The sequence below is a fragment of the Thioalkalivibrio sp. AKL12 genome (assembly GCF_000377925.1).
In the GTDB taxonomy this organism is placed as follows: domain Bacteria; phylum Pseudomonadota; class Gammaproteobacteria; order Ectothiorhodospirales; family Ectothiorhodospiraceae; genus Thioalkalivibrio; species Thioalkalivibrio versutus.
Genome location: NZ_KB898891.1, coordinates 91,471 through 104,392, shown reverse-complemented (window position 1 = coordinate 104,392; position 12,922 = coordinate 91,471). Strand labels below are relative to the sequence as shown.

Annotated in this window: 16 protein-coding genes; 11 read left to right on the top strand and 5 right to left on the bottom strand. The window is 68.0% G+C overall.

The annotated features are described in order from the left end of the window. Positions 1–3: 3 nt before the first annotated feature. Genes D579_RS0103010 through D579_RS0103000 form a run of 3 tightly spaced genes read right to left on the bottom strand, consistent with a single transcriptional unit; the run spans position 4 to position 2,642 of the window. Positions 4–1,380 (bottom strand): nucleoside recognition domain-containing protein, encoded by a 1,377-nt coding sequence (locus tag D579_RS0103010; RefSeq protein ID WP_018168496.1) that lies wholly within the window; start codon positions 1,378–1,380, stop codon positions 4–6. Between the two features lie 19 nt (positions 1,381–1,399). Next, positions 1,400–2,254: an SDR family NAD(P)-dependent oxidoreductase gene (locus D579_RS0103005; RefSeq protein ID WP_018168497.1), complete on the bottom strand. Its 855-nt coding sequence runs from the start codon at positions 2,252–2,254 to the stop codon at positions 1,400–1,402. A 10-nt stretch (positions 2,255–2,264) separates the two neighbouring features. Next, the gene (locus D579_RS0103000; protein WP_018143893.1) at positions 2,265–2,642 is read right to left on the bottom strand and encodes a DsrE family protein; all 378 of its coding nucleotides are present in this window, start codon (positions 2,640–2,642) and stop codon (positions 2,265–2,267) included. A 40-nt stretch (positions 2,643–2,682) separates the two neighbouring features. Between D579_RS0103000 and D579_RS15060 the strand changes: the two genes are divergently transcribed. From D579_RS15060 to ruvA, 8 genes are all read left to right on the top strand, one after another. Then, positions 2,683–2,823: a hypothetical protein gene (locus D579_RS15060; protein WP_155985595.1), complete on the top strand. Its 141-nt coding sequence runs from the start codon at positions 2,683–2,685 to the stop codon at positions 2,821–2,823. Between the two features lie 244 nt (positions 2,824–3,067). Beyond that, on the top strand, positions 3,068–3,385 hold the full coding sequence (locus tag D579_RS0102990; RefSeq protein WP_018951071.1) for an FmdB family zinc ribbon protein: 318 nt from the start codon (positions 3,068–3,070) through the stop codon (positions 3,383–3,385). Between the two features lie 3 nt (positions 3,386–3,388). Next, a complete protein-coding gene (locus tag D579_RS0102985; protein WP_018168499.1) occupies positions 3,389–4,039 on the top strand; it encodes a DUF502 domain-containing protein in 651 nt (216 codons plus the stop codon). Positions 4,040–4,140: 101 nt separating this feature from the next. After that, complete coding sequence (gene aspS, locus D579_RS0102980) at positions 4,141–5,925, top strand: aspartate--tRNA ligase (protein ID WP_018951070.1); 1,785 nt, start codon at positions 4,141–4,143, stop codon at positions 5,923–5,925. A 21-nt stretch (positions 5,926–5,946) separates the two neighbouring features. Next, on the top strand, positions 5,947–6,576 hold the full coding sequence (locus D579_RS0102975; protein WP_018143889.1) for a triacylglycerol lipase: 630 nt from the start codon (positions 5,947–5,949) through the stop codon (positions 6,574–6,576). 401 nt (positions 6,577–6,977) lie between these two features. Then, positions 6,978–7,718 carry a YebC/PmpR family DNA-binding transcriptional regulator gene (locus D579_RS0102970; protein WP_018168501.1) on the top strand — a complete coding sequence of 247 codons (741 nt, stop codon included), beginning with the start codon at positions 6,978–6,980 and terminating at the stop codon, positions 7,716–7,718. 21 nt (positions 7,719–7,739) lie between these two features. Further along, positions 7,740–8,255, top strand: a complete 516-nt coding sequence (ruvC, locus tag D579_RS0102965; protein WP_026181986.1) for a crossover junction endodeoxyribonuclease RuvC — start codon at positions 7,740–7,742, stop codon at positions 8,253–8,255. Beyond that, the gene (ruvA, locus tag D579_RS0102960) at positions 8,252–8,860 is read left to right on the top strand and encodes a Holliday junction branch migration protein RuvA (protein ID WP_018951069.1); all 609 of its coding nucleotides are present in this window, start codon (positions 8,252–8,254) and stop codon (positions 8,858–8,860) included. Before ruvC ends, ruvA begins: the two co-directional genes overlap by 4 nt. A 901-nt stretch (positions 8,861–9,761) precedes the next feature. On the opposite strand, the gene D579_RS0102950 is transcribed toward ruvA, so the two are convergent. Both D579_RS0102950 and D579_RS0102945 read right to left on the bottom strand, forming a co-directional pair. Further along, complete coding sequence (locus D579_RS0102950) at positions 9,762–10,064, bottom strand: cell division protein ZapA (RefSeq protein ID WP_018143885.1); 303 nt, start codon at positions 10,062–10,064, stop codon at positions 9,762–9,764. Beyond that, entirely contained in the window at positions 10,061–10,288 is a 228-nt protein-coding gene (locus D579_RS0102945; RefSeq protein WP_018950274.1) for a cell division protein ZapB, read from the bottom strand. The genes D579_RS0102950 and D579_RS0102945 overlap by 4 nt, the downstream gene beginning before the upstream one ends. Positions 10,289–10,505: 217 nt before the next feature. Between D579_RS0102945 and D579_RS0102940 the strand changes: the two genes are divergently transcribed. Genes D579_RS0102940 through pepP form a run of 3 tightly spaced genes read left to right on the top strand, consistent with a single transcriptional unit; the run spans position 10,506 to position 12,759 of the window. Further along, on the top strand, positions 10,506–10,793 hold the full coding sequence (locus tag D579_RS0102940; protein ID WP_026289426.1) for a hypothetical protein: 288 nt from the start codon (positions 10,506–10,508) through the stop codon (positions 10,791–10,793). Next, a complete protein-coding gene (locus tag D579_RS0102935) occupies positions 10,793–11,398 on the top strand; it encodes a UPF0149 family protein (protein WP_018951066.1) in 606 nt (201 codons plus the stop codon). The genes D579_RS0102940 and D579_RS0102935 overlap by 1 nt, the downstream gene beginning before the upstream one ends. 32 nt (positions 11,399–11,430) lie before the next feature. Then, a complete protein-coding gene (gene pepP, locus D579_RS0102930) occupies positions 11,431–12,759 on the top strand; it encodes a Xaa-Pro aminopeptidase (protein ID WP_018951065.1) in 1,329 nt (442 codons plus the stop codon). Positions 12,760–12,922 lie beyond the last annotated feature (163 nt).

Below are 12,922 nucleotides of genomic sequence, written 5' to 3'. Positions count from 1 at the left end.
GTCCTACAGGAAGAGGAAGCCGACGATTGCCACCGCCGCGATCACCGCGACGGCATCCGCCGTCAGCGCGGCGGCCAGGGTGTGGCGCACGCGCTTGATGCCGATGGCGCCAAAGTACACGGCGAGCACGTAGAAGGTGGTCTCGGTCGAGCCCTGCAGGGTCGAGACCAGGATGCCGACATGCGTGTCCGGCCCGGTGGCCGGATCCTGCATGATGCCGGCCATGATGCCGTAGGCGCCGGAGCCGGACAGCGGGCGCAGCAGCGCCATCGGCAGCGCCTCGGCCGGCAGGCCGAACGGCGTGGTCAATGGCCCGACCAGCCCGACAAACATCCCCAGTGCCCCGCTCTCGCGCAGCATGCCCACCGCGACCAGGATCGCGACCAGGTAGGGGATGATGCGCAGCGCGACATTGAAACCCTCCTTCGCCCCCTCCACGAACACCTCGTAGACCGGTACGCCGCGAATGACGCCGTAGGACAGGAAGCCGACCACCAGCCCGGGGATGATCCACGGCGCGATCGCCTGGCCGTAGAGGATGGTCAGCGGGATGATTGCGAGCACTCCGGCCAGCACGGTCAGCGAGACCCACGCGGGATAGCCCTCGGTGGGGACCTCGATGTTCATCGGTTGCTGGTTGGCCGTGTCCGCTGTCGGGTCGGCGTCCTGGGTCGGCTCGGCGGTCGCCTCCCGGCCGGCCTCGCGCATGGTGTCGTCCAGCTCGCTCGCGCCATCCGCGGACGTCTGGTCCGGATCAATGCTGCGAGTTGCCGGTGGTGGCAGGAAGTAGCGCTGCAGGATCAGCGCGCTGGCGATGCCGGCGATGGTCGCGAACAGGGTCGCGAACAGCGTGGTCGGCAGGATCGCGGCCGGGGCCTCGGAACCCAGCGAGGCGCGCAGGGCGATCACGCCGGTGGGCAGCAGCGTGATGCTGGAGGTGTTGATCGCCAGGAACAGCGCCATCGCGTTAGTCGCGGTGCCCGGGTGCGGGTTCAGCTTCTCCAGCTCCTGCATCGCGCGGATGCCGAACGGCGTGGCGGCGTTGCCCAGGCCCAGGATGTTCGCGGAGAAGTTCAGGATCATCGCGCCCATCGCCGGGTGTTCGGGCGGCACCGACGGGAACAGGCGCACCATCAGTGGGCGCAGCAGCCGCGCCAGTACGGTGAGCAGGCCACCGGCCTCGGCGATCTTCATCAGGCCCAGGAACAGGGCCATCACCCCGACCAGCCCCAGCGCCAGCTCCACCGCGGAACCGGCGGCCTCGATCGCGCCCTCGGACAGGGCCTGCATCGGTTGTTCGTCGGGATCGGTAGAGCGGATCTCGCGGATCGCGGCCGTCGCCACGGCGATCACGATCAGCGCGAGAAAGATCAGGTTCATGCGGTGCAGTGTGCCACGGTCAGCGGTTCTCCCCGCGTGATACACCGCGCAGCACGGCATCCATCGCGCGGGCCGGTAGCAGCCACTTGAGGAAGGCGAACAGCCGCGTGGGGAAGGTCACGTGATAGCGCACCCGCGGGCGGCGGGCCTCCAGGGCGTGCACGACACAGCGCGCGACGGCCTCGGGCCCCAGCGTGAACGGTGCATCGGCCTCGGCGTCCGCCATGCGGGCCTCGGCGGCGCGGTAGGTCTCCTGCCAGGGGCCGTGTTCGCGCTGGACGTGGTAGCGAAAGGCCTTCAGCGCGTTGGCGCGGAACGCGCTGCGGATCGGCCCCGGCTCGATCAGGGCGACATGGATGCCGGTGCCGTGGAGTTCCTGGCGCAGGGTGTCGCTCATGCCCTCGATCGCGAATTTGGAGGTCACGTAGGCCCCGCGCAGGCGCAGGGCGACCAGGCCCAGGACCGAGCTGTTCTGGATGATGCGGCCTTCGCCGGCGCGGCGCATGGCGGGCAGGACGGCGTTGGTCAATTCCAGCCAGCCGAGGACGTTGGTCTCCAGCTGCGCGCGCAGCGTGGCGCGGTTCAGATCCTCCACGGCGCCGGGCTGGCCGTAGGCGCCGTTGTTGAACAGGGCATACAGATGGCCGTCGGTCCGGTGAAGGATCTCGGTGACCGCGCTGTGGATGCTGGCGGAGTCGTCCAGATCCAGCTGCAAGGCCTCGAAGCCGTCCTTCTTCAGCCGGGCGACATCCTCGCCGCGCCGGGCGGTGGCGAACACGCGGTAGCCGCGATCACGCAGCACGCGTGCGGTACAGGCCCCGATGCCGCTGGAGCAGCCGGTGATCAGGACGGCGCGGGAAGCAGTGTCACTCACGGCGGCGCGCTCAGTAGGTCAGGGTGGCGACGCCGTCCTCGACGACCTCGCCGATGAAGGCACCGCCGCCGCGCATCCCGTCCAGTTCCGGCACTGCGTTGTCCAGCGTCAGGCCGTTCTCGCTCATCGCTCCGGCGCAGGCGTAGAAGGCGCAGCCGGCCTCGTGGGCGTCCTGCATGAAGCTGTAGACGGACTTCTCCCTGGCCTCGCCGGGGTAGATGGTCTCCGCCACGCCCTGACGCAGCAGGCGTGTGGTGCCGGCGGCGAAGTAGATCTCCACCTCGAGATCCATCGCGGCGGCGACGGTGGCCTGGAAGAAGGGCGCCCCCAGCGTGCCAGGGCGGTCCAGGTCCAGGTTCAGCAGCATGATCACGATCTTTTCGGCCATGACAGGTCCTTGCGCGGTCGTATCGTCGAGTTGGGGGTGAATGATCCGCGCTGCGGCCGCCCGGCGCAAACCCCAGCGCGGATTGGCCGGGCAGCATCAAGAGACGCCCCCGGTGGCGGCGGATATCGGCTGCATGGCCCTGAACGGCTCCCGCCTTGTCATCATCCCGGACACCGCGTAGCGGTGATCCGGGATCTCCCCGGTCGGGAAGGGGCTGACGCTGGAGATCCCGGTTCTGCGCAGACCTTCGGCCGGGCTGCCCTTGGCGGCGTGCAAGGCGAGCCGGCTGCTTGCGTGTGCCTGGGAAATACCGTTCTGGATTATGAAAACGGATTGTCGGAAGCGAAGGCCTTTCATTCCCCGAAAACGGCCGCATAATACGCCTCAACCCGTGTTTTCGCGGATGCATTCCGAGGATTCCAGTCATGCCCATTTACGAATACCAGTGCAAGGATTGCGGCGAGGTCTCCGAGATCCTGCAGAAGATCTCCGATCCGCCGGCCACCATTTGCCCGGAGTGTGGTGCCGAGGCCCTGACCAAGCAGGTGTCAGCGGCCGGCTTCCGTCTGGCCGGCGGCGGCTGGTACGAGACCGACTTCAAGAAGGACGGCAAGCGCAACCTGAAAGAGGGCAGCAGCTCGGCCACCAGCTCCAGCGGCAGTAGCTCAACGAAGTCGGACGCCTCCGGAAAGTCCGAATCTTCCGGTAGCGCCAAGACCGGTACCGCCGCGACCGGCACCTGATCAATGCTGGTCTCCCTGCGCCGCTATCTGATTGCAGGGCTGCTGGTCTGGCTGCCGCTGATCGTCACCGGCTTCATTATCAAGCTGCTGGTCGACCTGCTGGATTTCACCATCCTCCTTTTGCCGCCGCCCTGGCGGCCGGAGGCGATTCTCGGCTTCTCCATCCCGGGTGCCGGCATCGTGCTGGCGGTGGTGGTGGTGTTCGTGACCGGGGTGGTGGTGGCCAATATCGTTGGGCGCAAGCTGGTGTCGGTGGGCGAATCGATCGTCCGCCGCATCCCGCTGGTCAGTTCGATCTACGGCGCCGTCAAACAGGTCACAGAGACCGTGCTGTCCGACGGCGGGCAGGCGTTTCGCAAGGTGATGTTGATCGAGTATCCGCGCCGCGGCCTGTGGTCGGTGGGGTTCATGACCGGTGTCGCCGTCGGCGAGGTGCAGGACCGCACCGAGCGTGACGTCATCACCGTTTTCGTGCCGACCACGCCCAATCCCACCTCCGGCTTCGTGATCATGGTCCCGCGCGAGGAAGCCATCGAACTGGACATGACGGTGGAGGATGGTCTCAAGTTCGTGATGTCCATGGGGGTCGTGACACCGATGAGAAGCCCTGAAGAAGCGCCGGCGCCGGTTGCGCAGGGGCAGGGCAAATCGTAAGATTTCCGGCCTTTTCGCGGGTGCGAACGCCATGTTCGTCCCGTTTTCCCGACTCACCGTGCAGGCCCCTGGCGGGCGTGCCCTTCGGCTGGAACAGCGCAATGCGAACTCATCTGTGTGGACGTGTCACCGAGAACGAACTCGACTCGGAGGTGACCCTTTGCGGCTGGGTGAACCGCCGACGGGACCACGGGGGGGTAATCTTCGTCGACCTGCGCGACCATGCGGGCCTGGTCCAGGTGGTGTTTGACCCTGACCGCGAGGAGGTCTTCGCGCGCGCCGAGCAGCTGCGTACCGAGTACGTGATCCGTATGACCGGCCGCGTGCGTCGGCGCCCCGGGGGCACCGAGAATCCCGACCTGCCCACCGGCGCCGTGGAGATCCTCGGGCTCGAGCTGGAGGTCCTGAACGCCGCCAAGACCCCGCCGTTCCCGCTGGACGACGAAGACGTCGGCGAAGACACCCGCCTGCGCTACCGCTACATGGATCTGCGCCGCCCGCTGATGCAGCAGCGCCTGCGCCTGCGCGCGCAGGTCTCCGCGGCCATGCGCCGCTTCCTCGAGGACCGCGAGTTCCTCGACCTCGAGACCCCGATGCTGACCAAGGCCACACCGGAAGGTGCGCGTGACTACCTGGTGCCCAGCCGCACGCATCCGGGCAGCTTCTTCGCCCTGCCGCAGTCGCCGCAGCTGTTCAAGCAGTTGCTGATGATGTCCGGCATGGATCGTTACTACCAGATCACCCGCTGCTTCCGTGACGAGGACCTGCGCGCCGACCGCCAGCCGGAGTTCACCCAGCTGGATATGGAGATGGCGTTCGTCGACGAGGCGGACGTGATGGAGGTGACCGAGGGCCTGATCCGCCACCTGTTCCGCGAGGTCCAGGGCGTGGAGCTGCCGGATCCGTTCCCGCGCATGGCCTATGTCGAGGCGATGGCCCGCTTTGGCTCCGACAAGCCGGATCTGCGCATCCCGCTGGAGTTCACCGAGCTGACCGAGGTGATGCAGGCGGTGGAATTCAAGGTCTTCAACGGCCCGGCGAACGACCCGGAGGGTCGCGTGGCCGCCCTGCGCGTCCCGGGCGGTGCCAAGCTCACGCGCAAGGAGATCGACGTCTACACCGAGTACGTCGGCCGTTACGGCGCGAAGGGCCTGGCCTACATCAAGGTCAACGACCCGGCTGATATTGAGGGCGGGTTGCAGTCGCCCATCCTCAAGTTCCTGCCGGAGGACGTGACCCGGCAGATCCTGGAGAAGACCGCGGCCGCTGCCGGCGACCTGATTTTCTTCGGTGCGGACAAGGCCTCGGTGGTCAACGAGGCGATCGGCGCCCTGCGCGTGAAGATCGGCCACGACCTGGAGCTGGTCGAGGCAGGCTGGCAGCCGCTGTGGGTGGTCGACTTCCCGATGTTCGAATACGACGACCAGGACAAACGCCTGTATGCCCTGCATCACCCGTTCACCGCCCCGGCGGTGGACAGCCCGGAGGCGCTGCGCGCCAACCCCCGCGAGGCGTTGTCCCGCGCCTACGACATGGTGCTCAACGGCACCGAGGTCGGCGGCGGCTCGATCCGTATCCACAACCCCGAGATGCAGCAGGCCGCGTTCGAGGCCCTGGGCATCGGTGAGGAAGAGGCGCGCGAGAAGTTCGGCTTCCTGCTGGATGCCCTGAACTTCGGTGCCCCGCCGCACGGCGGCCTGGCCTTTGGCCTCGACCGCCTGGTGATGCTGATGAGCGGTGCCCACTCGATCCGCGACGTGATGGCCTTCCCCAAGACCCAGACCGCCGCCTGCCTGCTGACCGACGCTCCGGCCCCGGTCGGCGAGAAGCAGCTGCGCGAGCTGGGTATCCGTCTGCGTCCCAGCGCCACGCAACAGGCCGAGTAACCGCTTGTCCGGCCGAACGCCATGACCGGCATGCGCAGCAGTGTGGTCATGGTCCATGGCTGGCACATGCCGGGCCTGGAGATGGCCCTGCTGGGCCGCCGTCTGCGCGCGGCCGGCCACGAGGTTCACGGGTTCCGCTATGCCTCGCGCCGGCAAACGCCGGAGCAGGCCGCGCGCGCCCTGGCTGCGTTTCTCGAGGATGTCCCCGGCGACCTCGTGCACCTGGTTGCCCATAGCCTGGGCGGCGTGATCGTGCGCCACCTGTTCGAGGTCGCGCCGGTGCAGCGCCCCGGTCGCATCGTGATGCTGGGCTCGCCGCTACAGGGCAGCCGTGTGGCGGCGCGTCTGGCGCAGAACCGCCTTGGTCGTTGGTGGCTAGGCGCGGCGCTGGATCGCGGCCTGCTCGGCGGCAGCCCCGTCCTGCGCGGTCGCGACGTCGGCATGATCGCCGGCAGCAAGCCGTTCGGGCCGGGGCCCTGGGTCGCGCCGCTACCGGATCCGCACGATGGCACGGTCGCGGTGGACGAGACTCGCGGCCCGGAGGTCTCGCGCCACCTCACCATGCCGGTCTCCCACTTCGGCATGCTGGTCAACCGTCTCCTGGTCCAGGAGACCCTCCATTTCCTGGAAACGGGCGAGTTCCTGCCATAACCCCAGCCGGCCCGACCCCACCGCCGCCCCCGTCATTGCGAGGAGCGCAGCGACGAAGCAATCTCCGTCCGGAACCACCGGATCGTGACTCCAGCGCTCTGCCAGCGTGAGGAGATTGCCACGGCCCCTTCGGGGCCTCGCAATGACGGGGCTTGTGCGGTTGGTGACGCGCTGCGCGTCCTTCTTCGGGCCGGCCGGCGGCCGTTCAAGGCAGCTTCGCTGCTTTTGTGCTTCGTCGCTGCGCTCCTCGCAATGACGGGGGAGGGAAGAGGCGGTGTGGGTGAGTGCTGCGCCGGCATCCGTGATTACCGCCGCGCCAGCGATTAGACTGTGCGGGTCCTGCGGCTCGGTGGAATCCCGGGGCCGCTGCAACCGAACCCAATCCAAGGAGTCGTGACCGAATGGCAGGCCACAGCAAGTGGGCGAACATCCAGCATCGCAAGAATGCCCAGGACGCCAAGCGCGGCAAACTCTTCACCAAGCTGATCCGCGAGATCACCGTGGCTGCGCGCCAGGGCGGCTCGGACCCGGAGACCAACCCGCGCCTGCGCCTGGCGATCGACAAGGCGCTGGGCGCCAACATGACCCGCGACACCATCGAGCGCGCGGCCAAGCGCGGGGCGGGTGAGAGCGACGGCGATAACGTCGAGGAGATCCGCTACGAGGGCTACGGTCCGGGCGGCGCGGCCATCCTGGTCGACTGCATGACCGACAATCGCAACCGCACGGTCGCCGAGGTGCGCCACGCCTTCTCCAAGATGGGCGGCAACCTGGGTACCGACGGTTCGGTGGCCTATCTGTTCCAGAACAAGGGCGTGATCCGCTTCGCCCCCGGGCTGGACGAAGAGGTGGTGATGGAGGCCGCGCTGGAGGGCGGGGCCGAAGACGTCCAGGTCGAGGATGACGGTTCCATTGAGGTCATCACCGAACCCGATACCTATCAGGACGTCCGCGCCGCGCTGGCGGAACGCGAACTCCAGCCGGAGGATGCCGAGGTCACTTGGCGCCCGGAGACGCTCGCGCCCCTGGATGCGGAGACCGCCGAGTCGATCCTCAAGCTGCTGGACATGCTCGACGACCTGGATGACGTGCAGAACGTCTTCACCAATGCCGACTTCCCCGACGAGGTCAGCGGTGACTGATCCGGCCGCCACGTGACCGGCGTGCGCATCCTCGGGATCGACCCCGGTTCCCGGATCACCGGCTTCGCGGTCGTCGAGTATGATCGCAGCCGCGGCCGCTCCTGCGGGCACGGTGTGATCCGGCCCAAGGCCAAGGGCTTCCCCGAGCGCCTGGGCGAGATCTTTGCCGGCGTGGTCGAGGTGATCGATGAACTGAAGCCCGACGTGCTGGCCATCGAATCGGTGTTCGTCGCGCGCAATGCCCAGTCCGCGATCAAGCTGGGACATGCCCGGGGCGCGGCCATCTGCGCCGCCACCCAGGCCGGCCTTGCGGTACACGAATACGCCCCGCGTGCGATCAAGCTGGCCGTGGTCGGCATCGGCGGGGCGGACAAGGAACAGGTCCAGCACATGATGCAGCAACTTCTACGCCTGGCCGAACCGGCCAGCAGCGATGCCGCCGACGCCCTGGCCGTCGCGCTTTGCCACGCTCACACCCAGCAGCACGAGGCGCGTCTGGCGGCCGCCACCTCCGGCTCGATCGGGGGCCGTCCATGATCGCGCGGCTGGAAGGCCGGCTGATCAGCCGCGAGGTTAACGGCGTCGTGATCGACGCCGGCGGGGTTGGCTACGAGGTTGACGTCCCTTTGTCCACGCTGGCGGCCCTGCCGGAGCCGGGCGAGACCGTCGTGCTGGCCACCCATCTGGTCGTGCGCGAGGATGCCCACCAGCTGTTCGGCTTCCTGAACAAGCGCGATCGCGACCTGTTCCGGCGTCTGATCCGTGTGAACGGCATCGGCGCGAAGCTGGCGCTTGCCATGCTTTCTACCTACGCCGGCGACGAGCTGGCGTGCCTGATCAGCGGCGGCGATGTCACCGGCCTGGCCAAGGTGCCGGGGATCGGCAAGCGTACCGCCGAGCGCATCGTGCTGGAACTGGGCGAACGCCTTGCCGAGATGGGCTTTGTCGGCGCGCCCGCCGGGGGAGCGGGCGGCAGCGAACCGACGCCCGCCGCCGCGATGGAAGCCGAGGCCCTGGCCGCGCTGGAGTCGTTGGGCTATCAACGCGCCAGCGCCGAGAAGATGGTCGCCGCCGTACGCGACCAGGCGGACTCGGTGGAGACCCTGGTACGCCTGGCCCTCCGCGCCACCGTCAAGCGCTAACGCGCGCTCCGCTGCGCGGCTTAATCGTCTCCGGTGGGTTTCGTCCGGTCCTGAGGCTGGTCCCGGTTCGGCGCTCGGTGTTTACGGTGGCTTCGGTCCGCCGCCTGCCGAGCGCTCTCTCGCGAGCGCACCGCGAGGTACTTTCTTGCTTGCCCAAGAAAGTACCCAAAGAAGGGCACCCGGATTTCGCCCGGGAACCTCGCTCCGGACGCGCTGGGCCGGCGGCGCTGAACTCGCTACGCTGCGCTTCGCTCAGACATCCAGCGCCTTCTTCCGGCCCATCACGCCCTCCACGAGGGGCTCCATACGGGGGAGAAGGTCAAAACAAACGGTACCCCGTAGGGTGCGGATGAGCGCAGCGAAACGCACCATCTCCCACGCCGTGCGAAACCCTGATGCGATTCGCTACGCTCATCCGCATCCTACCCCCTGGCGCCCGCTACGCGGGCGCGGCACGCCATGGCCGCAGGCCGAGCGTGCCCAGATGCCGGAACAGCCCGCCTCCATCCAATGGCACAGGCCTTCGGACCGCCGTTGTCTTGACCTACCTCCCCGTTGTCGTCGCGCCGAGTGGAGAGGCTTTTCGCGGGAGAAAAGGCGCTGGATGTCTGAGCGAAGCGCAGCGTAGCGAGTTCAGCGCCGCCCGCGAAAAGCCTCGGAGCGAGGGAAACCCCGGCCCGCGCAGCGGGCCGGGGTCGCGGCAGTCGGGCGTGTTTCTTGGGTACTTCTTTGCACGAGCAAAGAAGTACCTCGCGGTGCGCTCGCGAGAGAGCGCCTGGCAGGCGGCCAGACGAAGGCACGTAAACATCGGATGACGAACCAGGACCAGCCAAGAGGGTGGTAGGTCGATTCGGGGCATTGGAAACGTAGGAGGGAAGGCGGCGGGACGCCGCCAGGCGCGTTAGCGCGACGAGCCGAGGCTTTTCTCGATGCGGTCGGCGAGGGCGACCAGGCGTTCCGAGCTCCCGGAGGTGTCCGCGCCGGCCTTCTGCTGCCGGCACTCCAGCATCTCGTGCGCCAGATTGAGCGCCACCATCACCGCGATGCGCTCGGCGCCCACGATGCGCCCGCCATCGCGCAACTCGCGCATGCGCTCGTCGATCAGCGACGCCGAGGCAAACAGGTCGGCGCGTTCCTCCGGTGGGCAGGCGATCTGGTACTCCTTGCCCATGATGGAGACGCGGACAGGTTCGGACTGGCTCATTCGCTGTGCTCCATCGAGCGCAGGCGCGCGATCATGTTCTCGACCCGGTGGCGCGCCTGTTCGTTGCGTTCCTTGAAGGCCGCGCGTTCGCCCTTGAGCTGGCGGATCTGCTCCTGCAACAGGTGGTTCTCCTCGCGCAGGGCCGCATGCTCTTCCAGAAGGCGCGTGATCGCGGCCTCCAGGCGTTCGGTCGGGTCGATCGCTGAATCGTCGTTCGGCTGCATAGCCTCGGGCCCCGCGTGGCAGGTGCGGCTTTCGCCGCGAGTCGATTAATCTCTGGAGTCTAGGAGGCGTTCGAGCGAAGCGTCAACTTGCGTGACTCACAGGGAGACGCCGGTCAATGTACGCGTTCGTGCACCAGGCATTCCGGGGTTTGTTGCGGCCTGGCACCCGCGCTGGCCACAATACGTGCAATCCCCTAGCCATCAAGTGTTGTCGCCCATGACCCAGCCACCCGAACCCGGCCCCGACGCTACCGTGATCGAGGGTACGGCCCATAACGGAAAGCCGTGCCGGATTGTCGACAATACGGGCACTGTGCCGCGTCCGGAGCTGGAGCACCTGTTGAACGCCTTGATCGAGGACAAGCGCTTCGGTCTCAACATGTTGTCCTCCACCGGCTCCAGCGCGATCAAGCTGGGGGAGCCGCAGTTCACCCATCTGCAGGTGGGGGACGATCTCTATCGCTTCCTGCTGTTCCCCTACGAAGCGCGGCTGGAGTCCTTCTGATGACGCATTCACCGGGCACCGGAAACGCCAAGTCCCTGGACGGCCTGGAGCGCGACCCCGAGGCCCTGCGCGAGCAGCTCGAACACGGGCTGCGCAGCATGGGCTATGCGCAGACGCCGGCCTCGGCCCACGGGCTGTTCACCGGATGCCTGGTAGCCGATCCGGGTTCCGATGTGGAGGCCCTGGAGCTGAGCCTGGGCGAGGCACTGCCACTGACCGAAGGCGCAGGGGAGCGCTTCGACAAGACCGTGGAGGCGATCCGTCGCGCGCTGCTGGCGCAGCTCTACGACGTGGAGCTGGGTTTTGGTCCGCTGTTGCCGGAGGACGACGCCATCGAGGCCCAGGCCCAGGCCCTGTCGGAGTGGGTGGACGGCTTCATCGCCGGGCTCGGGCAGACACCCCGTTTGGCCAAGCTCAAGCCCTCGGCCGAGGCCAGCGAGATCCTGCGCGACTTCGCCGAGATTGCTCGCATCGAACTGGAACCGGACGATGACGAGGACAACGCGGCGGCCTTCGAGGAACTCAACGAATACGTGCGCGTGGGCGTGTTGCTGATCGCCGACGAGCTGGCCCCGGACGACCCGAAACGGATCCCGATGCAATGACGCGAACGCGACAAGCCCCCCGGCCGGGCCGGATGCCCGAGATCCCCCAGGGCGAGTTTGCCCGGCGCCGCCAGCGGCTGATGCGGGCGATCGGCCCGGACTCGATCATCGTCGTCCCCGCCGCCCACGAGCGTACGCGCAACCGGGACGTGGAATATCCCTTCCGTCAGGACAGCGACTTCCTCTACCTGACCGGCTTCCCCGAGGCGGATGCGGTGGCGGTGCTGGTGCCGGGCCGCCCGGCCGGCGAGTACATCCTGTTCTGCCGCGACCGCGACCCCACCCAGGAGACCTGGCAAGGGCGGCGCGCGGGACCGGACGGTGCGATGGAGACGTACGGGGCCGAGTGCGCCTTCCCGATCGAGGATATCGACGAGATCCTGCCGGGGCTGATGGAGAACCGCGCAGTGCTGGCCGCGCCGTTCGGACGCGACGAGCCCCTGGACCAGCGCCTGTTCGGCTGGGTCAACCAGGTCCGGGCCAAGGCCCGCAACGGCGTGCGCGCGCCGCACGAGTTCGTTGCGGTGGAGCACCACCTGCATGAGCAGCGGCTGTTCAAGAAGGCGCCGGAGCTGAAGCTGATGCGCCACGCCGCGGCCATCTCCACCCAGGCGCATGTGCGCGCGATGCAGGCCTGCCGGCCGGGCCTGACCGAGTTCGCGGTGGAGGCGGAGCTGCTGCACGAGTTCCACCGCTACGGCACCGAGACGGCGTACCCTTCCATCGTCGGCGGCGGCGAGAACGGCTGCATCCTGCACTACATCGAGAACCGCGCCGCGCTGAACGACGGCGACCTGCTCCTGATCGACGCCGGCTGCGAGGTGCAGGGCTACGCCTCGGATATCACCCGTACCTTCCCGGTCTCCGGGCGCTTCGGCGAGCGCCAGCGCGAGGTCTACGAGTGCGTGCTGGCCGCCCAGCTCGCCGCGATCGAGCAGGTCCGCCCCGGCAACGACTGGGACACCCCGCATGTAACCGCCGTGCGCGAGCTGACCCGCGGGCTCAAGGAGCTGGGCGTGCTCAAGGGCCGCCTGGACAAGCTGATCCGCGACCAGGCCTACCGTCCGTTCTACATGCACCGCACCGGCCACTGGCTGGGGCTGGACGTGCACGACGTCGGCGACTATCGCGTCGGCGACGCCTGGCGCCAGCTCGAGCCCGGCATGGTGATGACCGTGGAGCCCGGGCTCTACTTCGGGCCCTACAGCGAGGCACCGAAGGAACTGCGCGGTATCGGCGTACGCATCGAGGACGACGTGGCCGTTACCCGCGACGGTCACGAGGTCCTGACCGCGCACTGTCCCAAGACTGTCGCCGACATCGAGGCCTGCATGGCCGGCGACCTCCCGGGCTGGAACTGACCATGCCCGCCTGGCGGACCACATCCCGCACAACCGCGCAGCCCGCGCCGCTCCCGACAGCCCTTGTGGGAGCGGGCCTGCCCGCGAATAGGGAGCGGACCCCGCCCCTGGGTGTGTCCATAACCGTAGGGTGCGTTGAGCTCTGCGAAACGCACCGCTCACC